Below are 24,469 nucleotides of genomic sequence, written 5' to 3'. Positions count from 1 at the left end.
TGGCGCGACATGCATTAGGGCTGTCAGGCGATCCTTGACGTTGCAGCACGGCTCGGATGGGTTCTGTAATACAGTCGGCCGCGTCCAGCGAGTGCGATAAACGATCGCGTCAAACTTGACCCGACAGCGCCGGACGGCTCAGATGCAACGTCCACCGTCGACTTCCAGCGCCACGCCAGTGATGAAAGCCGCCTCGTCCGAAGCCAGCCAGAGCGCCGCGTTGGCTATGTCGAGCGGCGTCGAAAGTCGGCCAAGCGGGATCGACGCGCGGAATTTCTCACGGATTTCGGGCGTGTCGGCGCCCATGAATTTTTCCAGCATGCCGGTCTCGCCGGCGACCGGACACAGGCAGTTGACGCGGATGTTCTTCGGCGCGAGCTCCACCGCCATGGATTTGGTCGCGGTGATCGCCCAGCCCTTCGATGCATTGTACCAGGTGAGGCCGGGCCGCGGCCTGATGCCGGCGGTCGAAGCCGTGGTCAGGATAACGCCGCCGCCTTGCCTATCCATGGCCGGCACAACCGCCAAAGCGGCGTGGTAGATCGCCTTCATGTTGACGGCCGTGATCAGGTCGAAGGTCGTCTCGTCGACCTCGAGCATATCGCCATTGCGATGGGTGTAGCCGGCATTGTTGACCATGATGTCGATGCGGCCGAAGGCACTCCTGGCGGCATCGACCATCGCGTCGAACTCGGAACGCAACGAGACGTCCGTCTGGGTCCAGATCGCCGCCCGGCCGATCTCGTTGGCGACGCGTTCGGCGCCCTTGGCGTTGAGGTCGGCGACAACGACCTTGGCGCCCTCCTCGGCAAAGCGCTTGGCGATTCCCTCGCCGAAACCTGACGCGGCACCGGTAATGATGGCAACTTTGTTTTCCAGGCGCATGACTTTTTCACTCAATTGAAGACGATCGCTCGGGCAGCCACCGGCGATGGCCGCCGAAAGATCAGTATACACGCTCGATTTCTCCTTTGGCTTTCGCTTCGATCCCGCTCTATGCTGCAACTGCGAAGGCCACCCGGAACACCTCGCCGACAAGCCGCCGGGTTGCGCCAGTGTCAAGGGCAGACCTCAAGGCCAATCGGCAAAAACCCATTGACCAAGGGATGTGACGTCGTGGCACTGGAAAATCTAAATCGATTAGAATATATCGACCGCGTCACAGCGACCGACGTTAAAGCGGACAGACCATGACCAGCCAGATCATTCCCGTCGAGCCTTTCGACTTCATCATTTTCGGCGGCACCGGCGATCTGTCGGAACGCAAGCTTTTGCCGTCGCTCTATCATCGCCAGCGCGGCCATCAATTTTCCGAACCGACGCGCATCATCGGTACGTCGCGCTCGAAAATGACCGACGAGGAATTCCAGGCGTTCGCCAGGCAGGCGATTTCCGACCATGTGAAACCGGCCGATATCGATGCCACGGAGCTGAAGACGTTTCTTGCCCGGCTTTCCTATGTCTCGGCCGACGCGACCAATGGCGCGGGCTTCGACAAATTGAAGACGGCGATCGGCGACAGCGAATGCATCCGCGCTTTCTATCTGGCGGTGGCGCCGGCGCTGTTCGGCGAGATCTCGCACAAGCTGAAAGAGAACGGTTTGATCACGCCGAACTCGCGCATCGTGCTGGAGAAGCCGATCGGGCGCGATCTCGCCTCGGCGCGCGAGCTCAACGATCTGGTCGGCGATGATTTCCATGAAAGCCAGATTTTCCGCATCGACCACTATCTCGGCAAGGAGACGGTGCAGAACCTGATGGCGTTGCGCTTTGCCAACGCGCTCTACGAGCCGCTGTGGAATTCCGCCAATGTCGATCATGTGCAGATCACCGTGGCCGAGACCGTCGGCCTCGAAGATCGCGTCACCTACTACGACAAGGCCGGCGCGCTGCGCGACATGGTGCAGAACCACATGCTGCAGCTCCTCTGCCTCGTCGCGATGGAGGCGCCGTCGTCGATGGATGCCGATGCCGTGCGCGACGAGAAGCTAAAGGTGCTGCGGGCGCTGAAACGCGTCAACGGCAACGAAGCCCCCAAGCACACGGTGCGCGGCCAATACCGTGCCGGGGCCTCGGCCGGCGGGCCGGTGAAAGGCTATGTCGAGGAGCTCGGCAAGAACAGCAACACCGAGACATTCGTTGCGCTCAAGGCCGAAATCGGCAACTGGCGCTGGGCGGGCGTGCCGTTCTACCTCAGGACGGGCAAGCGGCTGGCGACCCGCGTCTCGGAGATCGTCATCGAATTCAGGCCAATTCCGCATTCGATCTTCGGCGAAAGCGCCGGGCCGATCTCCGCCAACCAGCTGGTCATCCGGCTGCAGCCCGACGAAGGCGTCAAGCAGTTCATCATGATCAAAGATCCGGGGCCTGGCGGCATGCGGCTGCGCCAGATTCCGCTCGACATGAGTTTTGCGCAATCCTTCGACGGCCGCGCCCCCGATGCCTATGAACGGCTGATCATGGACGTCATCCGTGGCAACCAGACGCTGTTCATGCGCCGCGACGAGGTCGAGGCGGCGTGGAAGTGGATCGACCCGATCCAGGACGCATGGGAAAGCGCAAGGCAAGAGGCGCAGGGCTATACGGCCGGCACATGGGGTCCCTCGGCCTCGATTGCGCTGATCGAACGCGACGGGCGGACATGGCACGAGAGCAATTGAACGGCGCCGCCTACAGCTGGCACGCGTTTGCCGAACGCCAGGACCTGGCGGCAGCACTTGCCGGCCACGTCGCAGGCCGCCTGACCAATGCAATCGCAGAGCGCGGCACGGCACTGCTCGCCGTTTCCGGCGGCACGACGCCGGCGAAATTTTTCGCATCGCTTTCGAATATCCCGATCGCCTGGAACAAGATCACTGTGACGCTGGTCGACGAGCGTTGCGTGCCGGCCTCGTCTCCGCGCTCCAACGCCGGGCTGGTCGCCGCCAATCTTTTGCAAAACGCGGCCGCAGCCGCACGTTTCGTGCCGCTCTACCACGAGGCAGCAAGCATCGAGGATACGTGGGAGGCCGACAGCAGGATGTTGCGGTCGCTGCCCTGGCCGCTCGATGTGGTCGTGCTTGGCATGGGAACCGATGGCCATACCGCATCGTTCTTTCCGGACGCCGACAATCTGGAAAAATTGCTCGACCCGTCCTCGGAAAGGGTCGTGTTCCCGGTCCACGCGGCAAGCGCCGGCGAACCGCGCCTGACGCTGTCGCTGTCGCGGATCGTCAGGGCCGGCTTCGTCGCACTGCACATCGAAGGCGAAGACAAGCGCAAGGCTTTCGAGAGCGCGATTGGATCGGAAACGCGAAAACCCATTCGTGCCGTGCTCGACGCAGCCGAGAGGCCCGTAGAGGTTTTCTGGGCACCCTGATTTCAACTTGCCGAGGGGTCCCGGCAGATAGCCGGACGGTGTCTGCGGGACCTCGCCTGAAAGGACCGACACCATGACCGCGAGACGCGACATCGAAGCCATCACCGAGCGCATCCGCCACCGCTCCAGACCAGGGCGCGAGGCCTATCTCGGCCGTATCGCCGAAGCATCGCACCGCACCGCCAACCGGGCCGTGCTGTCCTGCGGCAACCTCGCCCATGGCTTTGCCGTCTGCAGCCCTTCGGAAAAGGTGGCCCTTGGCGGCGACCGGGTGCCGAACCTCGGCATCATCACCTCCTATAACGACATGCTGTCAGCGCATCAGCCTTTCGAGACATATCCGGCGCTGATCAAGGACGCGGCGCGTGAGGCCGGCGGCATTGCCCAGGTCGCCGGCGGCGTGCCGGCGATGTGCGACGGCGTCACGCAGGGCCAGCCCGGCATGGAGCTGTCGCTGTTCTCGCGCGACGTGATCGCCATGGCCGCGGCGATCGGCCTGTCGCACAACATGTTCGACGCGGCCGTCTATCTCGGCGTTTGCGACAAGATCGTGCCGGGGCTGGTGATCGCGGCGCTGACCTTTGGCCATCTGCCGGCGGTGTTCATCCCGGCCGGGCCGATGACGACGGGCCTGCCCAACGACGAGAAGGCCAAGGTCCGCCAGCTCTATGCCGAAGGCAAGGCAGGAAGGGCCGAACTGCTCGAGGCCGAGTCCAAATCCTATCACGGGCCGGGAACCTGCACCTTCTACGGCACGGCGAACTCCAACCAGATGCTGATGGAGATCATGGGCCTGCATACGCCGGGCGCCTCCTTCGTCAACCCCGGCACGCCGTTGCGCGACGCGCTGACCCGCGAGGCGACGAAGCGGGCGCTGGCGATCACCGCGCTAGGCAACGCCTACACGCCGGTCGGCCGGATGATCGACGAGCGCTCGATCGTCAACGGCATAGTCGGCCTGCACGCCACCGGCGGATCGACCAATCACACCATCCATCTGATCGCCATGGCGGCCGCGGCCGGCATCGCCATTAGCTGGCAGGATATTTCGGACCTTTCGGAAGCCGTACCGCTGCTGGCGCGGGTCTATCCGAACGGCCTTGCCGACGTGAACCATTTCCATGCGGCCGGCGGGCTCGGCTTCCTGATCCGCGAACTGCTCGACGAGGGGATACTGCACGAGGACGTCCAGACGGTTTGGGGCGAAGGGCTGCGGCCCTATGCGGTCGAGGCCAAGCTCGGCGCCGACGGCGGCGTGGTGCGCCAGGCCTCGCCCCGCGAAAGCGGTGACGAGAAGGTGCTGGCGCCGTTCAAGAAGGCGTTCCAGCCGACCGGCGGATTGAAAATGCTCTCAGGCAATCTCGGCCACGCAGTAATCAAGACCTCGGCGGTGAAACCGAAGCGGCGCATCATCGAGGCGCCGGCCAAGGTGTTCGACAGCCAGCAAGGGCTCAACGAGGCGTTCAAGGCAGGCACATTGACCGGCGATTTCATCGCCGTCATCCGCTTCCAGGGGCCGAAAGCCAACGGCATGCCGGAACTGCACAAGCTGACCACCGTGCTCGGCGTCCTGCAGGATCGCGGCCAGCATGTGGCGCTGGTCACCGACGGGCGCATGTCGGGCGCCAGCGGCAAGGTGCCGGCGGCGATTCATGTGACGCCGGAGGCGGCCGAGGACGGGCCGATCGCCAGGATCCATGACGGCGACATCATCAGGCTCGACGCGGAGGCCGGAACGCTGGAAGTGCTGGTGCCGGCAGGCGATTTCGCGCTGCGGCGGGCCGCGGACAGCGATCTGATCGCCAATGAATTCGGCTTCGGCCGCGAGCTTTTCGCCGGGTTCCGGCAAATGGTCGGCCGCGCCGATCATGGCGCCAGCGCCTTCGGAAACAACGTGGCGGAGTTCGCCCTGCAGTGAAAAGGGCGGCTCGCGGCCGTCTGACACCGGCTGTCGATTGCCACGCAATTTTGCCTTTTTGGCCACTATGTTACCTCTAAGTCATTATTGGCTATCTCGTGACCGGTCATTCGTAGCCCGATGCAGCGGGATCGAGCGCTTCTGCGTCTTCCAGCAACGGCAAAGTCCGACCCCAAGCGTAAGCTCGTTCGCCCCGGCCGAATTCACGCCCATGACCCACCGCGAATGGCCGCTTAGCGCCGCATGTTGGTCATTGTGCCGGCCCCTGTTGTTCCCCGGAAGCGGACATGGCTGCTGTCAACGCCACGGGCGAGGTTGCGCCATGTTCAGACATTCGCGGTGCTTCTCCAGAGCGGACGTCAGCTCATCGGTAGGAGTCGACCCGCGGACCATGCCTGATGGTAGGTGTAAGGGAACGGCGTGACCCCCATGCGATGAAGCGGCGGTAGGCCGCCGCTCCGAATTTGAGCGGCCCGTCCGGCAACGCTATAATTGACCGGCAGGGGACGTTATCGATGACGCAAATCAGAGCCATGACTGAGCAGGACGTGCCGTCGGTATCGCTGCTCATTGGAGAGTCTTGGCGCAGGACGTACTCGCCAATCATGGGTGCCGAGACGCCACCCGGATTTCGGATGAAGATCACACGCTGCAGCGGATTGCGGCGAAACTGACAGACACCAAGAAAATGTCGTTCGTGGCAGAACGGCCAGAGGGCTCGATTGCCGGCTACGCGATGGCTAAGATGAATGAAGCCGGCGACGTCATGCTTGACCGGCTCCACATCGATCAAAGCGAGTACGGCACCGGGCTAGCCGCTAATATATTGCACGCTGTCTTTGCCGCCCATTCCGGCATCCCGAGCATCGCACTCGAAGTGCTCGAGGGAAACGACCGGGCAATGGCCTTTTTGTCGCAAACATGGTTCGAAGTGGTCGATCGCAGGGCCGCGTCGCACCTGCAAGCCCATGCCAAACTTTCACGATTAGACAGCCAATCGCAAAGCCCTTTGCGCGGCCGATAGCCGGTGCTTTTCGAAGATTGCTAGCTTCTGCGGGTAAGTGATCCGCACCTTGGCGTTGCACCCGTTGCATCTGAAGTGCGCGATCGTTCTTAACGCAGAGCCCTTCCTTACCGCCGGATGCGAGCAATCCGGACAATGAAATGTGAGGGCAACATCAGACAAGTCTATCGCTAAACCCATTTTCCATCCCCTTCGCAAGCGCTGTGGCCACACTCTGGCGAGTCTCAATAGGCAATTAAGATGCCAACCCGGCTGTGCTAAAGCGGGGCGGAACGTTCCCGTCGGCGCGCCGCTGCTTGTCGAAGCCGCGATGTAAGGCTCGATCGCGCGCTCGTGGACCAGCCAAAGGGGATCTCGGCCGATGCGTAGCCACTGCCGGCGGCCAACCGTTTCGGGATCGAGGCCCAAGCGATCCCGGTGGGCTCGATCGTCGTGCCGGCCGCGCCTGCCTCCGCATGACGGATGGTCAAAGCGCACATGATTTCGTCACGTGAGATGCCGATGTCGCCAAGAACGTCATCGGGTAAACGGCTCAACTGGTCCGTTGCCGACAAGAGAGCTTTTCGCTCGGCGCGGAGGCGTAACCACCTGCGAAATGGACCAATGGCGGCAGCATGAATTATAACCATGATCAGATCGTCCCTTCATTGATCTGAATTGACCGGTGCGGAACGGCGCGAACGGCACTCCGGGCGAGAGCGTCAGCCGTCCGCGAGGCAAGTTAGGCGTAGTGGTCGATGGATTGGTTTTGCCGCGGCGTGCCCATACGGCGGGCGGTGGCTGGCCCCGGGCCACGCATGTAATAAAGCTCCGGGCGGTAGCGCGGCGCGACGAATTTGCGAAACCCCGCAGCAAGTTTTATGACGGGAGCCAAGAATTTCATGACTGTTCCCTTTCCCTTCGCCGGCTTGCACACGAGCCGGCGGGCCTGACGTTGCAACAAGGATATGACAGTCGAACCAGGCTCGGCTGTGGGAATTCCCACACCGGGGAAAACATTGGCGAAATCCGCTCCCAGTTTGCATCCCCGAAAGCGGGGCCTGCGGCCATCAAATTTCCTTGGATAGGGAGTAAGGTGAAGTACACTTGATTGAACACAAGAGACCGTTGTGACAGGCTCTCTGGCCTTCATCTCAAGACTTTGCGATGCCGACCTCGCCGCGCTGACCAAACGGTGGCACGAGCGCAGCTATCGACACAACGAGCTAATCATTTCCCACGGCGACACGGGTCGCGATGTCTTCTTCCTGCTGGAAGGACGGGCTCGCGTGACACTGGTTTCAGCGGACGGCAGGGAGATAGCGTATCGCGATGTCGAACCGGGTGACATTTTCGGGGAGCTCGGAGGCATTGACGGGATTGCACGCTCTGCCAGCGTAGTCGCGCTGGAGGCAACCCGCGCTGCACGGCTGTCCGGCACAGCATTCCGGGATATCGTGATGACCCACCCGACTTTTGCCTGGATGCTGCTTGAGCATCTGTCTGCCCAGCTCCGGCGCATGACCGAGCGGGTATTCGAATACAGCACTCTGGTCGTGCGAAAACGGCTGATCGTCGAGCTCCTGCATCGGGCGGAGAAAGCCGCACTCGTGGACGGCGAGGTGTCCATAAGCCCGGCACCGACGCATTCCGAGCTGGCGGCAACGATGAGCACGCACAGGGAGGCGGTCTCGCGCGAAATGAGCGATCTCGCCAAGAGAGGCCTGATCGAAAAGCGCGGCAGCAGGTTATTGCTGCATGACGTCTCGGCACTACGGGCGCTGGTCGACAAGAAGGAATAGCGAAGGCTGTCGCTGCGGCAGGGGGGGCACCGCACCATGCCTCGCTGCAGGATTTTCGGGAGGAAGACTAGGGTAAAACTCGGTGATTCTGGCTATGCCGCGAATGGCCGAGATGGGTTAGTTGCGGGCAACGGCGAGACTGGACTGAAGGCCTCAGGGTCATGGCGCTGGTTCGGCTGAACGTCCGCTTCCGAGACGCCAATTGGCGCGCGGAAGGTCCGGTCAGGGTCAAATCACGTCGATGCCCGCGCCGGTCTGAAGGTCCGCTTCTGACGATCCGAGCATCAAAGCTGCCAATCCGCTCTTGATGCGGTGGACGGCTCTCCTCCGCCTTGCGGCTATAGTCGCTGGGCCAGAGCTGGAGGAGAGCTGAGATGGACAAGGGTACGACGATTGGTCTGGATATCGCGAAGTCCGTGTTTCAAGTCCACGGCGTAGATGCCGTGGGCCAGGTTGTCATTCGAAGGAAGCTGACCCGTGGGCGAGTGCTGGGGTTCTTCGAGAAGCTGCCGCGATGTCTGGTCGGGATCGAAGCCTGCAGTTCCTCGCACTATTGGGCGAGAGAGCTGACCGCACGAGGTCATGATGTGCGACTGCTGCCGGCACAGTATGTGAAGCCCTATTTGAAGCGACAGAAGAACGATGCGGCCGATGCCGAGGCCATCTGCGAGGCGGTGACCAGGCCGACCATGCGCTTCGTCCCGGTGAAGTCACCCGAGCAGCAGAGCGTGATGATGCTGCACCGGGTTCGGTTGATGCTCAACCGCCAGCGCACGCAGATATCGAACGCGTTGCGGGCCCATCTGTCCGAGTTCGGAGTCGTGGCGCCGATCGGGCGGATCGGGATCGAGCAACTGCTTGTCGTCATTAACGACGATAACGACACGAGGATACCGGCTGACGCGCGGCTCTGTCTGCGGATGCTCGAGGCGCAGCTCACAGTCGTGAAGGCACAGATCCTCGAGAACGATCGCAGGGTGCGGGCGAGTGCACGAGAGACCGAGCTGGGTCGCAGGTTGATGGAGATACCAGGGGTGGGCCCGCTGTTGGCGAGTGCGTTCGTCGCGACCGTCGCCGATCCGCTCGCATTCAAGTCGGGGCGATGCCTCTCGGCCTGGATCGGGCTCGTTCCCAAGCAGAACTCAAGCGGGGGCAAGGAGAAGCTCGGCAGCATCTCCAAAGCCGGCAATCGATACCTGCGCCAGCTGCTCGTGGTCGGAGCGATGGCGGTCATCCGCTATGCCGAGCGGCACGGGACGAGGCGACCCTGGCTCGTGCAGCTGATGGCCCGACGAACGACGAAGGTGGCGGCGGTCGCGCTCGCCAACAAGACCGCCCGGATGGTCTGGGCACTGATGACGAACGGCGAGCGCTACAAGGAGCCGATCATCGCATAAATCGAGATAGGGCGAGTGATCGCCGACGAGTTGGAAAGGGCGAACAGGAGCTAATGCACAGAGCCGGTTGAAACCGCCGGATCAGGAAAACCCACTGGGGCCGTGCACCTCGAGTGCGAGCTTTCGATCGGGACCTGAGCCGCGCGAATGGCATTATGGCCAGCGGCGCGTGAAAAGCCGCACTTACAGGTCGGATACATGGCCGCACCAACCAGCAACTGCAAAATGCTCAAATAAACCCTTGCCAACGGAGAGCCGTCCATACACGGCCCCACGCCGGTCATTCGACAGACATAACGGGGTCCCTGGCGTTCCCTGCTCGTTCCGATCGACGAGACGAATGGCCACCCATTTCGGACGTTCAGCCGACCAGTTCGCGTCGACGTTGCCTGCGAGGTAGAAATGCGAATGCCAGTCCGTCGACCACAGCGCCGGCCGCAATCCAAGACCAAGCTCGGCAATTGTGGGGCGCATGCTTATCTAACGATCGGTCGATCGCCTCGAAACCTTGCGCCTTCAAGGCCGTCGCGAGCAATCGACATCGGAGTCGAACTGCGTCCTACTGCACCGTCAACTCGGCTCGCTCGCCGGCCTTGATGGTCACCGTGATTTCCTTCGAGCTGTTGTCCAAGTTCTCCGCGACGACCGCGTAGTCGCCGGCCGGCAGCGCCGCCTGATATTTCTCGTCGTAGGCGTAACCGAGCGATTTGCGGTTGCCGTTGATGTCCTTCTTCGGATCGAAAATCTCGATCTTCGAGGCCCCTGGCGCGGTGATCGCGAGCACGCCGGCATTAATGGCGACCTTCAGATCCTGATGCTCACCGGCCTTGACGCTGAACGGCTGCTCGACGACGGCAAGGTCGACCGTCGCCGTCAGCACATAGTCGTCGGGCGGCAGATCGAACTTGCTGTCGGGACCATAGGCATGAGCCACCTCTTGCCTCATTCCGTCGATCTTCTTTCTTGCCTTGAACACCTTGAAGCCGATGCCCGAACCGTCGGCCTTGTCGCCGCCAGCAATGTAGTAGGCGTTGGCAACGACATGACCGACGCCGACGATGATATCCTTGTCGACGATCCTGCCGGCAGTGAGCGGGATGGTTTCGGTGATTTCGCCCTGTCCGATCCTGACCGTCACTTTCTGGTCGCCAGCCGGCAACACGACCTTCGTGTCGCCATAATAGGTCGCAGGCGTATCGACGCCCGGATAGGCGATCGCGACAGCCGCGCCATCGGCGACGTCCGCCCCCTCACTTGGCCGCGGATGAATGATGAGCGTGCCGGCATTCAGCGTGACAAGGGGCTTGTAGAGCTGGCCCGCCTCGACCGTGATCTTCTGTTCGGTCCTGGCCTCGCCATAGCGTGCGACGACTATGTAGCCGCCCGGCTCCAGATTGCCTTTGTAGGCTCCGTATTCGGTGGTGACGTAATCGCCGCGGGTGCCGTCGGAGCTGGCCTTGTAGATCTCCCAGGAATTGCCGTCGGTGACGGGATCGCCGCCCTCGGCGAGCACCACGGCCGGCATGAAGTTGAACTCCGGCTTTTCCGGCTCGGGGGCAGGCTGCGGCGCAGGCGCTGGTTCGAGCGCCGGTGCAGGTGCCGCGGCGATGGTTTCGACCAGCGCGTCCTGTAGGGCTTGCTCGTCGGACGCCTGGATGTATTTGCCTCCGGTGTTGTCGGCGAGGCAAGCGACCTGCTTGCCCTCGTCCGCGGTCAGGCCGAAGCCGACGACGCTTACGGTGAAATTGACACCGGCAGCCCTCAGTTCCTTGCCGAGCGCGCAAGGGTCACCTTTGCAGGTCTCGAGCCCATCGGTGATCAGGATGACGGTGGCCTTATCCTCGGTGTACTTCAGCGCCTCGGCCGCCTGCTTGACGGCTGATGTCAGCGGCGTCTTGCCGATGAATTTCAGGCTGTCGGCGGCAGCGGAAACAGCAGCTGCCGAGCCGGCCTGCGGCGGCACGATGAGCTCGATGTCCTCGCAACTGCCCTTCTCGCGATGGCCATAGGCCATGAAGCCGATTTCCCTATCCGCGGGGACCGATTGCAGCACGGTTCGCAGCGATTCGCGGGCGATTTCGAGCTTGGGCTTGCCGTCGATCTGCGCCCACATCGAGCCGGAAGCGTCGAGAACGATGACGACACGGTCGGCGGCAAGGCCGAGCGTCGTCATCCACAACAGGAGGATCGCCGCGGCGACGCTCCGCGCAAGTCCCGCCATGAAAATCTCCCCCAGTCAGTCACTGCCAGTCCGGGGAAGCTATTTGACGCCGCGTCGGGACACAAGCCCGGACGCCGAGCGTGGGAGGGTCGGCCACGAACCTGAGCCAAACCACTCAATACGTCGTGCGACGCTCTTCGGAAGGCGGCCGGCCGAATTGCAGCCGATAGCTCTGGGCAAAATAGGAGTGCGAGGTGAAGCCGGTGGCGATCGCCACGTCGAGGATCGGCATGTTGGTCTGGCGCAGCAATTCGCGCGCCCGCTCGAGTCTGAGCCGCATGTAATAGCGGCCGGGCGTCACCGTGAGGTGTCGCAGGAACAGCCGCTCTACCTGACGCACCGACAGGCCGGCCGATTTGGCGAGCTGCACCGCCGACAGCGGCTCGTCGAGATGGTCGGCCATCAGTTCGACGATGCGGCGCAGCTTTTCCGATTTGCCGGTCAGGTCGCGCTCAGGACCTACGCGCTGGCGGTCTCCGGCAGAGCGGATGCGCTCGTGCTGGAACTGGTTGGCGACGCCGTTGGCGAGGCCCGAGCCGAAATCGCCGCGCACGATCTCCAGCATCAGGTCGATCGAGGTGGTGCCGCCGGCACAGGTGTAGCGCTTGCGGTCGATCTCAAAGACATTGCCGGTGCAGTTGATGTCGGGAAACCGCTCGACGAAGCCGGCGCGGTTTTCCCAGTGGATGGTGCAGCGATAGCCTTCGAGCTGGCCTGCCTCGGCGAGCAGATAGGAGCCGACCGACAGTGCGCCGAGCGCGTTGCCGCGGCGGCCCCAGCTGCGCAGCGCCGCCAGCACCTTGCTCTTGCCGGGAAATTCGGTCGTCAGCCCGACCGAGACGAAAAGGATATCGACCGGCGGCAGATCGGCGACGGCATAGTCGATCTTGAGCGGCAGGCCGTTGGAAGCCATGACGGCATCGCCGTCGGCCGACACCGTCGTCCAGCCATAGAAGTCGTGGCCGAGCAGCCGGTTCGCCGACCGGAACGTGTCGATTGCGGCGGCCAGCGAGAACATGGAAAACTTGTCGACCAGCAGGAACCCGAACTGCCGGCCGCCTTGAACAAGATCGTTCGCGACCGGCCGCTCTAGAGCGGGATGCATTTGGGTCGAGTGGGGCATCCCGCTCTATCTCTTTGTTTCAGTCGCATTTATGCAACGCCAAGTGATCCCACTTGGCTGCAAATGCTCGGGGAACAGTGTGGTTCGGCAAAGCTGCGGCTTTCCAGGTTCAGAAAGACGGCCGTTTCAATCCGGCCGCGAGATAGGCGGAAGCTAGCGTGTTGGCCATCAGCATGGCAATGGTCATCGGTCCGACGCCGCCAGGCACCGGCGTGATGGCGCCGGCCATCGTCGCCGCTTCCGCATAGGCAACGTCCCCGACGAGGCGGGTCTTGCCTTCGCCCTTTTCGGGCGCCGCGATGCGGTTGATGCCGACGTCGATGATGGTGGCGCCTGATTTGACCCAGTCGCCCCTGATCATTTCAGGTCTGCCGACAGCGGCAACGAGAATGTCGGCGGTGCGCGCCAGTGCGGCCAAGTCCTTGGTGCGGCTGTGCGCGATGGTGACGGTGCAGTTGGCGGCAAGCAGAAGATTGGCCATCGGTTTGCCGACAATGTTGGAGCGGCCGACGACCACCGCATTAAGGCCGGAAAGATCCTTGCCGCGCACGCGCTCGATCAGCAGCATCGAGCCGGCTGGCGTACAAGGCACGAAGGCCGTCTCCAATTCGCCGGTGCCAAGCTTGCCGACATTGATGAAGTGGAAGCCGTCGACATCCTTTTGCGGCGCGATGGTCTGGATGATCTTGCCCGCGTCGATGTGGCCAGGCAGCGGAAGCTGCACCAGGATGCCGTTGATGGCCGGATCGGCGTTGAGTTCGCCGATGATATCAAGCAGTTCCTGTTCGGAGGTCTCGGCCAGCAGCGTGTGCTGGACCGAATGAAAGCCGCATTCCTTGGCGGTGCGGGATTTGGAGGCGACGTAGACCTGGCTCGCCGGATCCTCGCCGACGATGACCACTGCGAGACCGGGCTTCTGCGCGCGCTTTTCCATCAGTTCGATCGCCAAGGCCTTGACGCGCCGCACCACGTCTTCGGCGACGTTCTTTCCGTCAATCAACTCGGCCATGAACACCCTCAACATCATTCTACTTCGGGCGGCATTTTCACGAAAATCCGACCCGGCAATCCCGTCAAAGCGCCGTCTTATGCCGCTAACTCGAAACCGATGGCTTTTATTCTATCCGGCGCTCAGAAATAGCGCCGCGATCGGCTTTCGGTGAGTTCGCGAACCGCTTCGCGGAATTCGCGCAGGCTGGCTCGGATTTCTTCGATGGAGGCTTGCTGTTCGGCGGCTTTCGAAGCCTGACTTGCGTCGTCCGACGAGGCTCGGGGATAGGCGGACTGTTGCTGCGGATAAGGCCCGGCATGGGGCGTGATGGCCGGCGGATAGGGATAGCCGGCCGGCGGCGGCTGCATCTGCCAGGGATAGCCCATCGGCGGTTGCGCATACGCCTGCATAGGCGGGGCCGGGTACATCGCTTGCTGCTTGACCGGATCCCGCTTTGCGCCTCCGGCGACTGCGGATGCGCCATTGGCCGGTGAGTCACTGGAACGCGAGGCTTCGCTGCGCGCCTTGCGCGGCACGATCCTGCTCACCGCCGACAGCAGCGCATTAATCGGACCTGAATGCCTGGTGGCCTCGACTGGCGGAACGGGCGGCGGCGACGCCTGGTATGCCTTGTCTTCAAAACGGCGCTCGTCCGTCCGGCGGCGCGGCCGCGAATTGGCGGTATCGCGCAGGCTCGCATAGGCGCCGCGCATGGCGCCAAGGCCGACACCAGAGGCGAGGCCCGCCAGCAGGCCGGCAAGCACCGTCACGGCGCGCGACGGTCCGTTCGGCTCGAGCGGGGCGAAGGCCCTGGAGATCACGTTGATGTTGGCGGTGTTGATGTCCTTCTGCTCGCCGGTTTCCTTGGCGCGCAGAAGGTACTGTTCATAGACGGAGCGTTTGGCGGCGGCCTCGCGCTCCAGTTCGCGCAACGTGACCAGATCGTTGTTGATGTCGCCGCTGCGGACCTTCAACTGCGCCAGCCGGGAGGCCAGATCCTGTTCGAGCTGCACGGCGCGCCTGAGGTCGACCTGCAGCGACGAGGCGATGCGGCGCAGTTCCCCGGCGATGCGCTCGCGCGAGCCGGCAAGCTGGGCATTGAGCGCCTGGAGCTCGGGATGCCGCGGCCCGAACCGGATCGCGGCGCGGTCGGCCTCCTGCTTGAGCGTCGCATATTGCGAGCGCAATTCGCTCATGGTGTTGGAGTTGATCTCCTCCGGCAAGGTGCCGCTCAGAACCGAATTCACGTCGATTGAGCGCGCCGACGCCGCGCGGGCGTTGAGTTCCAGCGTGCGCGCGCGGGCGATGGCAAGCTGCTGGTTGAGCTTGAGCATCTCGTCGTCGCTGATCAGATGGCCTTGCGCGTCGACGAGGTCGTGCGCGGCCCTGAAATCCTCGACCTTGCGCTCGGCCACTTCCACGCCCTTGCGCAGTTCGTCGAGCCTGCCCGTCAGTTCGTTGGTCGCGCGGCCAGCGGTGTCCGACTGGATCTGACCGAAGGTCTGGAGGAAGACGTCCGTCATCGTATTGGCGATGAGAGCCGACTTCTCGCCATTTTGCGTGGTGGCGCTGACGGAGATGACGAAGGTCTTGCCGCCGCGCTCGACCGAAAGGCTCTCCGCCAGATTGGCGACGGCCAGCGCGCGGCGGCGGCCCTCACCGACACCCGGCCCGTCATTGCGCGACAGGATCGATCGGATGAGCGTCATCACGCCCAGGCCCTCGGAACCTTGCCCGTTGAACTCCGGATCCCTGGCGAGGTTGAGCTTATCCACGACCTTGTTGAGAACGGTACTGGAGGTGAGCACGCGAACCTGGTTTTCGACGATGGCCAGCGTGGCGTCGGACGCAACCACCGGTTGGGTGAGGTCGCGGTCGGTGAGCTTCAGGTCGCGCGGGTCGACGATCAGCTCTGCGGTGGCTTCGTATTTCTTCGGCGTCGATAGCGCGATCGCGACGCCAAGCGTGGCGCCCAGTACCGTCATGGCGACGATCAGCAGCTTCGACCTGGCAATGCCGCGGACGACCTGCATCGGATCGATCAACGGCTTCCATCCGTCGTCATCCTCGCGGGAAGATCGCTGCTCGTCAGCGGCGTATCGAGCTTCGAACGTCGCATATCGTGGATCGGACGCGGCATACCGAGGCTCGAACGCGGCGTATCGAGGATCGAACGCGGGGTATCGAGGATCGAACGCGGCATATCGAGGATCGGCATCGGAACGGCGGTCCTCGGAAATACCGGGAGAAACCGGCTCCTCCCGCGGCCTGGCTTCCGCACGGTCCGCTTCAACGGCCTCGTCCGCCTCTGGCGATATCCGGGCGGCCGAAGCGGATGCATCCTCGGCTTGAAACCGGCTTGTTTCATCGTTTGCCCAGAATTCCGGAGTTACCGGGCGTTCCGGAATCGCCGAGAGCTCCGGGGTTGCCGAGAATTCCGGATACGCTCGCCCCTCGCGGCGTAAGCGCGCGAGACGATGGCGCGTCGCGGCATCTTCGCGCCATGACGGGTCTGCCCGATCCCCGATCGAAACCAGCGATGGTTCAGCTTCTTCTTCGCCGCGCATCGCCCGGCCGAGCGCCAGCAAGGACCGCTCGCGCCTCCAATCTTCACGGTTTTGCCTGTCGAACATTATCGTGGAGCTTGCCCTTGGCGGCTTGGACGCGCGCGGTCAGCCATTCGTTAAGCCACGCTAAACAAGCATGGGAAACAAAAGGTTAATTTCCCTGCCTTGAAGATGAGATTTCCCTCATCGGTTGTGTCTTTCCTGAACGCAACGAAAGCGTTCCGAACCGCGCGTTAAACTTTCCAGCCTATGCTGTCTCCGACACATGACACAGGCTGGCAACATCCCGCAAAGGCGGCCCCTCGCCCGGATCGGCGCTTTCGTGGCCGAGCGACGGGGGCTGGTTCGCGACTATCTCTCGGCGATCAGCGGCGCGGGCGGGCGGCTGGTGTTTTCGCTCGCCTATTTCATCGCGCTGGCCAACACGCTGTCCATCGCCGAGTTCGGCATGTTCGCCACCGCTTCGGCGGCCGGCGTGATGCTGTCACGCATCCTGGCCTTCGGTTTCATCTCGGCGCTTTACCGGACTGCTACCATCCGCCCCAATCTGATCGGCACCTTCACGGCCGGCTTCGTGCTGCTTGGCGTGATATCGCTGCCGTTGCTGGCTGCCGCCTCTTACGGCGTCTACCTGGTCTTCTTTGCCAGCACCGTGCCGCTATCGGTCTTTGCGGCGGTCGTGTTTGCCGAGGCGCTGTTGTGGCGGCCGGTCGAGGTCGCGCTGATCGTCAACAACGGGCTCGGCAAGTTCGGCCGCGCCGCCCTGCTAACGATCCTGGCGACGGCCTTGCGGGCGCTCGGCGCCGTGCTGTTCATGTTCGCACCGCAGCCGACCATAGATGTCTGGTCCTGGTATTATATCGGCGCCAACGCCGCCTCGCTGCTGCTCGCCTTCGCATTTTTCTATCCGCGCCAGAGGTTGCGGCTGCGGCTGGCGCTCTATATCAGGCGGCTCGCCGATTCCATCTACGTCGCCGGCGCAGAGGTGATGTTCTACCTGCAGATGGAATTCGATAAGCTCCTGGTGCTGGCGATCGGCGGGCCGCACCTCGCCGGCATCTACGCCATCATCATGCGGCTGGTCGACCTGACCGCGATCCCGATCCGCACCTTCTCGATGATGCTGGTACAGCGCATGATGCGGGCGCCGGAACTCCTGTCGCGCCTGACGGTCAAGAGCGGCATAGAAGGCGGCGTGTTCCTGGTCTCGACGCTGGCGCTGGCGGCGCTTGCCATCGTGCTGCATTTCTTCCCCAACGCGCTGGGCAAGAATGTCGCGGACGCCGCCCCTCTGCTGGCGCTGGCGATCTGTGTGCCTGGGTTGCGCAATCTGGTCGAATACCAGGCCGAGCTCCTGTTCGCGCGCGGCCAGACACTGGTGCGGGCGATCAACCTGGCCCTGCTTGCCGGGCTGAAGGCCGTCCTGCTGACCTATGTGCTGACCACGATCCTGGACACGCCGGATCTGGTGCTGTCGCTCAATGTCGTCTTCCTGCTGCTCTATCTCGCCTCGACGCTGCTCACCTATTCGGCGATGCGCAAGCCGGCCAAGCCGGTCTAGGATCAAACTCAATCAGCTGGCTGCCGCAAATGCCGAGATGGGATGGAAAGTTGTCCTTTCGCCATGCGATAATGGCTGCATGACCGAGTTATCTTTCCGGCACCTGAACCCTGACTGGAACGCCGAGCCTAACGCTCCTGACGTAGAGCTGACCGTCGACGGCGACACAGTCCAGCTTTCTTTTGAACCCATGAGCTTACGACGCCAGAGGGCCCTTTAAAAAGGCTTTATACTGACTGCCCTGCTTCCTTTAGCAGAAGCGCTATCTCCTCAGCCCAGTGAGGGCTGCGGAGTCTCAGCGGTGCCAAGGCGTCACCTGACGGAGTATCCATGTCGCGCATCTGCTCGACGCATGATCGGGCTTCCGGCAAGCGCCCGAGCGAAACATAGCAGCAGGCAAGCGTTTCGTGGATGGGCCGCCAGGAAGGGCGAACCTTCCGGGCCTTGATTCCCGCCGCAAGCGCCTCATTTGCTCGGCCATTGAACAGGTAAGCGAGTGCCAGCAGATTAAGCCAGACGAAGTTCTGCGGATCGTAGGGGTTTAACATCAAGCCGCGTTCGAGCGGTGCTATCGCCTCGAATGCGCTCCCACGGAAGAGCTGCCCCATCCCGAGGACAAGGTGGCCAAGGGCGAAGCTCGGGCTGATCTCGACCGCCCTCTCTGCGGCGAGAACGGCCTGTTCGGGCGCGTTGGCGTACGCGCTGCAGATGGCCAACGCATAATGCGAATAGGGATTCTTCTCATCGAGCCGGACCGCCACCAAGGCGGCGTCCAGACCTTCCCTGATGTCCTCCGACGGTCTGTCGCTCCAACCATAGGCGACGATGCCGGCGCTCACACGGCCGAGCCAGAGATGGGCCTCCGCAAGGTCGGGGTCGAGCCTGCACGCGTCGCGGAACAGCTCCCGCGCTCTCAGATGCGTTTTCTGGCCGACGTGGTGGAAATGCCAGGTACCTTGCCGCACCACGTCCCAGGCAGTCACATTACCGGAGTGGCGGGCACCGGCCGGAAGCGACTCCGTCTTGAGCAGTTCGGGCTCGATCGCGCCGGTGATCCGTTCGGCAATGGCATCCTGAACGGCAAATGCCTCCGCCAGTTCCATCTCGTATCGTTCGGCCCAGATCTGGCTGGCGGAAGCCGCATCGACCAGTTGCACCGACACCCGGACATGCGAGCCGGATCGGCGCACGCTTCCTTCGAGCACGTAACGGACGCCGAGCTCGCCGGCGACCTGTTTGGAGCCGAGGCACTTGTCCTTGTAGACGAAACTGGAATTGCGCCCGATCACCCGAAACCACCGGAACCGCGTCAGCGCGGTGATGATGTCCTCGGTGATGCCGTCGGCAAGGTACGCCTGTTCCTTGTCCTCGCTTACATTGGCAAATGGCAGGACCGCAATGGACGGTCTTTCGGGAAAGGCGGCCGGCTGCTGGAGGGCGGAAGGGTTGCTGCCGGCCGCGGCGTCCAGCACGCGCACGTGGCCGGCAAAACGATACCCAGTGCGGGAGACTGTGACGATCCACTCGCTGCCGTCCGGTTGTGGCCCGAGGAGCTTGCGCAGTGCTGCAATCTGCACCGACAGGTTGCTCTCCTCGACAATGGTATCGGGCCAGGCCGCCTCGATGAGCGCCGCCTTGCTCAAGACTTGCCCTGCTGCCTGCACCAAGGCGTGAAGCAGCAACAAGCCCTTGTGACCGATCGCGACAGGCTTTCCCTCGCGCATGAGCGTGCCGTACTGCATGTCAAGCAAGAACGGCCCGAACGCGAAGCGGCGCGATGTTACGCCGCCTTCACCGGATTCGGAAGAATTCGGAACTTTTCGCCTCCCCTTTAAGGACTTTGGCCGGTCGTCTCGTCATCCTCTTGGCCATGTTGATCGAGACTAGCACAATGAAGGCCCACATGACGATGTCGATACAGCGGACGGCAGCAGGTACGACCGCGGCCGCCGGCACCAAAGCTATGGTTGTCAAGGGTGGTGCGGCCTATCGGGCCGCCCAGGGATCGGACTATCTGCCGGGAATAAGCTCGGAGACGGTTGGAGCAATGGCTTTGTGGTTGGGTATTGTCACGCTCCCGCCCGGGCAGCGCACCAAAGCCCATGTCCATGAGCGCCATGAGTCGGCCTTCTACATGTTGAGCGGAGACGAGTTGGAGATGCGGAGCGGGGACGAACTCCAGTATCGGGATGTCGTGCATGCCGGCGATTACCTCTACATCCCAGCCAACGTGCTGCACGTCGCTGTCAATCGAGGCAGGAGGCCGGCTGTCTTCATCGGCGCGCGCAACGAGCCGACCGCACAGGAAAGTGTTGTGCTGTACCCCGAGATGGATGATCGCGTGCCGTAGCCGCGGTCAGAACGCCGGACGCGTGGGAAAGCCTGCCATGACAATCCGATGCCTCCGCCGTCGGTAGGCGGAGCTGCCCGGAATGGGCAGGCGCGGGGAAAAAGGATTGAAAAAGATGAGCAACTTGGATGTGGCGGAGGCCTCCGTTCCGGAGCGCACCCAGCACCAAAGCTGGCGCGGCCTGCAGGCGTCGTTTCCTGTCATGCTCGGCTTCATCCCATTCGCGCTGGTCCTCGGTTCGCAAGCAGCTCAAAAAGGATTCACTGCGCTCGAAGTGCCTCTTATGACGGGCCTCAACTTCGGCGGCGGTTCGGAGTTCGCCGCGGTCGAATTGTGGACGTCACCACCCCATGTGCTGTTGATCGTCGCGATCACCTTCCTGGTGAACAGCCGGCATCTTCTCATGGGGGCGGCGCTAGCTCCTTTGATCCGGCATCTGCCCAAGCGCAAGGCATTCCTGGTCTTGTTCTTCATGTGCGACGAGAGCTGGGCCATGGGGCTCGCCGATGCGCGAAAGTCGGGCACGAGCTTGAGCCTTGGGTATTATTTCGGCGTTTCACTTGGCCTTTACCTGACGTGGGTTGCTTTCACGACAGTGGGCGCGCTTGTCGGCCCCGTGCTGGGCGACGTCACCCGCTACGGGTTCGACATGGCATTTCCCGCCGTGTTCCTCGTCATGCTTGCGGGCATGTGGAAGGGCGTTTCGGCGGCCTTGCCGTGGCTTGTCAGTTTGCTCGTCGCAGCAGCGACGTATCTTGTCGCGCCGGGCGCCTGGTATGTGCCGGCCGGCGCGCTGTCGGGTGTCGTGGCCGCATTCTTCTGGGCGAGGTCGTCATGATCGACCCGATGTATCTCCTTGCCATCCTGCTGATGGCATCTGTCACCTATCTGACGCGAATCGGCGGTTACGTCTTCCTGCGCAACCGGAGCCTTGGTGCGCGGACGAGAATGGTTATGGAAAGCGCGCCAGGCTGCGTTCTGATAACGGTCATTGCCCCCGATTTCGTGACAGGTCATCCCGCGGATATAATCGCGCTTGCGGTCACCATGGTCGCAGCCACAAGGATGTCCATCCTTCCCACCGTCATCATCGCAATTCTATCGGCGGGCAGTCTGCGGAGCTTCCTCGGTTAGAGGGCTTTATAAGCGAGCTTCGCTTCGGGCTTTTCTGAGCCGCCGCCCTTGACCCATTAGAGAACACTATCGGTTTAACCCGGTCGTCAGAGCGATCGGGTTTGACCCTAGGGCTAATCAAGCCCGATCAGGCGACGGATGCGGCCGATATCGGTGCCGATGAAGGACTGCATGCCGATGGCCACCTGTTCCGGCGCCATGGCGGCGACGAAGCGGCGGAACTCGTCATCCGACAGCGCTTCGCCCGTCCATTGGACGCGGCAGAACTCCTCCGAGCCGTGGAAATGGTCGGCACCGTCGAGCACGTCGTCGACATAGCGGCCGTAGATCATGCATTCGGAGAATTTGCGCGCCGCGCCGACGACTTCGACCCAGCAGCGCGCGTGGACCTTCTCGATTCGCGAGCACATCGCCGTCACGGTTTCGCGGCGCCAGGCAATCAGCGTCGAAATGTAATCGTGGGTGGAAACCTCTGATGGTTCGATGCCGAGCGCCGAGCCGGCATTGCGCGACCAGATGCGATGTTCCTCATGGCCTTCACCCGACAGCACGCCGTCGCGGCGGAACAGCCGCACCTTGCCATCCCGCCAGAAGGCGCTGCAGTCGAAAGGCTTGAGGAAGGCCACGTCGGAATCGCAGAAGACCAGCACGTCTTCGCCGGCGTGCGCTGATATCGCGATGCGGCGAAGCTGCTGCACATGCCAGCCGCGCAGCGGCATGGTCTTCAGGCTGAGCCAGATGCGCCGGCGAAACAGGCTGAGCGGATCGTCGAAGGCATGCAGCCAGCGCGGCAACAGGTCCCGCTCGTCGACGACCGTGCGGCGGCTGTTCTCCAGCTGACGAAACAGTGCCACGTCGCGATGCTCGACAAGAAGATAGTGGTGCGCCACGCCGGAAACGCAGCGGTCGAGGGTGTCGCACAGCAGCCGGCAACGCTCCAAATCCGGCGCATAGCTTGCCGTCACGATCGCGGCCGTCGGCGCCTGGCGAAGGACGTCGGTCTCAGGGCTCGGCACGAACCGGCTGTTCAACGGCTTGCTCCGGGGCCTGCTCCAGGGCGAGTTCTGGCAAGCGCGGGGTGGCCCAAAAATTTCTGGCCGGTGACGCGCCACAGGAACAGGGGATTGCCGACCACATAGCGGCGCCAGAGGCGACCCGGTTCGATCCACAGCCGAAACAGCCATTCGAGCCTGAGCCGGCGCATCCACAGCGGCGCCCGCGGCACCGTGCCGCTCAGGAAATCGAGCAGCGCGCCGACGGCGATCGGCAGCGTGCAGTGGCCCGCATCGATGTGGCGCGCGATCCACAATTCCTGGCGTGGCACGCCCATGGCGACAAGCAGCACGTCCGGCCGCAATCTGGCGATGCGATCGACGATTGCCGGCTCCTCGGCGGGAGAGAAATAACCGTCATGGATGACCACGAATCGGTGCTGCAACGCGAGCGCCGCCAGCTTCTTCGACGCCGCTTCGGCGTTGACCTGCGTCGCGCCGAGCAGCCCCACGGTCAGCGGCCTGGCGGATGCCTGCAGGAAAGCAGGGATGAAATCGGTGCCGTTGAGATTGTCCGGAAACGACGCTCCATAAAGCAGCTTCGCCGCCAGATCGACGCCGACACCGTCCGGCAGGATGAGAAAATCGTCGAGCGCCTCGGCTACGACCGGGTCCGTATAGGCGACATTGGCGTTGTGAGCGTTGAGAAAGGTGACCTTGGTGAAGCGCCGCTCAGCAATCAACTGGGTCAGCAGCGCGACCGCGTCGTCCCAGCGGATGGCCAGGACCGAGATCCCCAGGATCGATTTCAAAGTGTCGACCCCGAAAGCGGCGCGGGCGGTGTGCATATTCATGCAAACACCTCCTGGCTGACGGGCCCGAGCTTTTCCAGGCCGCGCCTGATTGCGGCATCGAGCGCCTTCACCTGCCGGCGGTGGAAAGCGCTGCCGTCGACGTCCCTGACATCGGCCACTGCTGCTTCCAGGGCGCCGGCGAAGGCGACCGGATCATCGGTCACCACGCAATTGACCGGGCGATGGTCGATGCCGCGCAACGAATGGCTGGTGGCGACGGAAGGCAGGCCGAGTTCGAAGGTTTCGACGGTCTTGAGCTGCACGCCGCTGCCGGAGGTGCTGATCAGCGGGATGACGGCGGCACCCCGCACGAAAGCCTGCGCGTCCGGCACGCGCCCGACAAACTCGACGCCGGGATGCGCGGACGTGAGGCCCGATGGCACGCCGCCGGCAATCCTGACCCGGAAATCGGGCCTGAGATGCGGCACCACTTTTTTCAGGAACCAGTCGAGGCCGATGCGGTTCGGCCGCCAGGTCCAGGTACCGATCAGCGCCGCGTCGCAATCGATACGGCGCGGTTCGTTTTGCACGGGCGCTTCGGCGCAAGTCACCAGCGGCAGCGCCGCCGAACGGTTATCGGAGGCGACGCCGAGTGCTGAGCGATCTTCCTCGGCCAGCGTGAGGACGAAGCGTGCCCGGCGGCAAAGCCGTTCTTCCATGGCCTTGAGCAGCCTGGCCTCACGGCGAAACAACAAGCGCTGCAAAAGGCCGCCCGCGGCAGCGGCGTTCTCCTGCGCCGAACGATGCTCGACATTGTGGGCGACGAAGATCGACGGCCGGTCGGCGAACAGCCTTTCGAAGGCGCCGGCGAACTGCACGGAATTCAAGACATAGCCGTCGAAAGGGCCGGCGCGTTCGACGGCGGCGCGGACCTCGCTGTCGGTGACCACGCGCAGCTTGACCGACGCAAAAGTGAGGCCGGAGAGCATCGCCTTTGCAACCCAAGCGAGCTTTTGCAGCGATGACACGCTTTCGGTGCGCACATCGACGGCACCGAGCACGATGGTGTTTTGCGGATCGCTCGCAGGCTTGCCCGGCCAGGTGAAGCCAATCACGGTGACGCGCACGCCGGCCCGCCGCAACGCGGCGATGATCGCGGCATTGGCGATCTCATAGCCCGAGGCAAGAGCACCGTCGGGCACGATCGATGTGGCGAACAGCAGATGCATCTCACCTATCCAGTGCTGACCCAGCTAGC

At 63.1% G+C, this 24,469-nt stretch carries 21 protein-coding genes; 10 read left to right on the top strand and 11 right to left on the bottom strand.

The window, feature by feature from the left end; genetic code table 11:
- Positions 1–138: 138 nt before the first annotated feature.
- Positions 139–885, bottom strand: coding sequence for an SDR family oxidoreductase (locus A9K68_RS12105; RefSeq protein WP_065010766.1), 747 nt, complete (start codon positions 883–885; stop codon positions 139–141).
- Positions 886–1,190: 305 nt separating this feature from the next.
- Between A9K68_RS12105 and zwf the strand changes: the two genes are divergently transcribed.
- From zwf to A9K68_RS12085, 4 genes are all read left to right on the top strand, one after another.
- On the top strand, positions 1,191–2,660 hold the full coding sequence (zwf, locus tag A9K68_RS12100) for a glucose-6-phosphate dehydrogenase (RefSeq protein ID WP_065010765.1): 1,470 nt from the start codon (positions 1,191–1,193) through the stop codon (positions 2,658–2,660).
- Positions 2,642–3,358 (top strand): 6-phosphogluconolactonase, encoded by a 717-nt coding sequence (gene pgl / locus A9K68_RS12095; protein ID WP_065010764.1) that lies wholly within the window; start codon positions 2,642–2,644, stop codon positions 3,356–3,358. Before zwf ends, pgl begins: the two co-directional genes overlap by 19 nt.
- Before the next feature lie 73 nt (positions 3,359–3,431).
- Complete coding sequence (gene edd, locus A9K68_RS12090) at positions 3,432–5,276, top strand: phosphogluconate dehydratase (protein ID WP_065010763.1); 1,845 nt, start codon at positions 3,432–3,434, stop codon at positions 5,274–5,276.
- Between the two features lie 580 nt (positions 5,277–5,856).
- On the top strand, positions 5,857–6,300 hold the full coding sequence (locus A9K68_RS12085) for a GNAT family N-acetyltransferase (protein WP_246811353.1): 444 nt from the start codon (positions 5,857–5,859) through the stop codon (positions 6,298–6,300).
- Positions 6,301–7,021: 721 nt separating this feature from the next.
- Here A9K68_RS12085 and A9K68_RS31300 read toward each other — a convergent pair.
- Positions 7,022–7,183 (bottom strand): hypothetical protein, encoded by a 162-nt coding sequence (locus A9K68_RS31300; protein ID WP_203546900.1) that lies wholly within the window; start codon positions 7,181–7,183, stop codon positions 7,022–7,024.
- A gap of 226 nt (positions 7,184–7,409) precedes the next feature.
- Here A9K68_RS31300 and A9K68_RS12080 point away from each other — a divergent pair, with 226 nt between their 5' ends.
- Positions 7,410–8,081: a Crp/Fnr family transcriptional regulator gene (locus tag A9K68_RS12080; RefSeq protein ID WP_029356805.1), complete on the top strand. Its 672-nt coding sequence runs from the start codon at positions 7,410–7,412 to the stop codon at positions 8,079–8,081.
- Positions 8,082–8,455: 374 nt separating this feature from the next.
- The gene (locus tag A9K68_RS12075; protein ID WP_065010339.1) at positions 8,456–9,478 is read left to right on the top strand and encodes an IS110 family transposase; all 1,023 of its coding nucleotides are present in this window, start codon (positions 8,456–8,458) and stop codon (positions 9,476–9,478) included.
- A 559-nt stretch (positions 9,479–10,037) separates the two neighbouring features.
- Here the strand turns inward: A9K68_RS12075 and A9K68_RS12070 are convergent.
- From A9K68_RS12070 to A9K68_RS31700, 5 genes are all read right to left on the bottom strand, one after another.
- Positions 10,038–11,699, bottom strand: a complete 1,662-nt coding sequence (locus tag A9K68_RS12070) for a VWA domain-containing protein (protein WP_065009266.1) — start codon at positions 11,697–11,699, stop codon at positions 10,038–10,040.
- A 115-nt stretch (positions 11,700–11,814) separates the two neighbouring features.
- Complete coding sequence (locus tag A9K68_RS12065) at positions 11,815–12,804, bottom strand: GlxA family transcriptional regulator (protein ID WP_095519062.1); 990 nt, start codon at positions 12,802–12,804, stop codon at positions 11,815–11,817.
- Positions 12,805–12,931: 127 nt separating this feature from the next.
- Positions 12,932–13,831, bottom strand: coding sequence for a bifunctional methylenetetrahydrofolate dehydrogenase/methenyltetrahydrofolate cyclohydrolase FolD (gene folD / locus A9K68_RS12060; RefSeq protein ID WP_065009275.1), 900 nt, complete (start codon positions 13,829–13,831; stop codon positions 12,932–12,934).
- A gap of 122 nt (positions 13,832–13,953) precedes the next feature.
- Positions 13,954–15,846 carry a GumC family protein gene (locus A9K68_RS12055; RefSeq protein ID WP_246811410.1) on the bottom strand — a complete coding sequence of 631 codons (1,893 nt, stop codon included), beginning with the start codon at positions 15,844–15,846 and terminating at the stop codon, positions 13,954–13,956.
- Between the two features lie 8 nt (positions 15,847–15,854).
- Positions 15,855–16,031 (bottom strand): hypothetical protein, encoded by a 177-nt coding sequence (locus A9K68_RS31700; RefSeq protein WP_246811352.1) that lies wholly within the window; start codon positions 16,029–16,031, stop codon positions 15,855–15,857.
- Positions 16,032–16,645: 614 nt separating this feature from the next.
- Between A9K68_RS31700 and A9K68_RS12050 the strand changes: the two genes are divergently transcribed.
- Positions 16,646–17,941, top strand: a complete 1,296-nt coding sequence (locus A9K68_RS12050; RefSeq protein WP_065009263.1) for a transporter — start codon at positions 16,646–16,648, stop codon at positions 17,939–17,941.
- A 227-nt stretch (positions 17,942–18,168) separates the two neighbouring features.
- Here A9K68_RS12050 and A9K68_RS12045 read toward each other — a convergent pair whose 3' ends face one another.
- Positions 18,169–19,683 carry a winged helix-turn-helix domain-containing protein gene (locus A9K68_RS12045; protein ID WP_065009262.1) on the bottom strand — a complete coding sequence of 505 codons (1,515 nt, stop codon included), beginning with the start codon at positions 19,681–19,683 and terminating at the stop codon, positions 18,169–18,171.
- A 161-nt stretch (positions 19,684–19,844) separates the two neighbouring features.
- Between A9K68_RS12045 and A9K68_RS12040 the strand changes: the two genes are divergently transcribed.
- From A9K68_RS12040 to A9K68_RS12030, 3 genes are all read left to right on the top strand, one after another.
- On the top strand, positions 19,845–20,291 hold the full coding sequence (locus A9K68_RS12040) for a cupin domain-containing protein (protein WP_127210422.1): 447 nt from the start codon (positions 19,845–19,847) through the stop codon (positions 20,289–20,291).
- Between the two features lie 115 nt (positions 20,292–20,406).
- A complete protein-coding gene (locus tag A9K68_RS12035) occupies positions 20,407–21,129 on the top strand; it encodes an AzlC family ABC transporter permease (RefSeq protein ID WP_065009273.1) in 723 nt (240 codons plus the stop codon).
- Positions 21,126–21,425 carry an AzlD family protein gene (locus A9K68_RS12030; RefSeq protein ID WP_065009261.1) on the top strand — a complete coding sequence of 100 codons (300 nt, stop codon included), beginning with the start codon at positions 21,126–21,128 and terminating at the stop codon, positions 21,423–21,425. Before A9K68_RS12035 ends, A9K68_RS12030 begins: the two co-directional genes overlap by 4 nt.
- 113 nt (positions 21,426–21,538) lie before the next feature.
- Here A9K68_RS12030 and A9K68_RS12025 read toward each other — a convergent pair whose 3' ends face one another.
- Genes A9K68_RS12025 through A9K68_RS12015 form a run of 3 tightly spaced genes read right to left on the bottom strand, consistent with a single transcriptional unit; the run spans position 21,539 to position 24,440 of the window.
- Positions 21,539–22,456: a DUF6492 family protein gene (locus A9K68_RS12025; RefSeq protein WP_065009260.1), complete on the bottom strand. Its 918-nt coding sequence runs from the start codon at positions 22,454–22,456 to the stop codon at positions 21,539–21,541.
- On the bottom strand, positions 22,453–23,271 hold the full coding sequence (locus tag A9K68_RS12020; protein ID WP_065009259.1) for a WecB/TagA/CpsF family glycosyltransferase: 819 nt from the start codon (positions 23,269–23,271) through the stop codon (positions 22,453–22,455). Before A9K68_RS12020 ends, A9K68_RS12025 begins: the two co-directional genes overlap by 4 nt.
- The gene (locus A9K68_RS12015; RefSeq protein WP_065009258.1) at positions 23,268–24,440 is read right to left on the bottom strand and encodes a glycosyltransferase family 4 protein; all 1,173 of its coding nucleotides are present in this window, start codon (positions 24,438–24,440) and stop codon (positions 23,268–23,270) included. The genes A9K68_RS12020 and A9K68_RS12015 overlap by 4 nt, the downstream gene beginning before the upstream one ends.
- Positions 24,441–24,469: the final 29 nt, after the last annotated feature.

Source organism: Mesorhizobium sp. AA22, assembly GCF_001672375.2.
Lineage (GTDB): Bacteria > Pseudomonadota > Alphaproteobacteria > Rhizobiales > Rhizobiaceae > Mesorhizobium > Mesorhizobium wenxiniae.
This window is presented reverse-complemented; position numbering and strand designations above follow the sequence as displayed.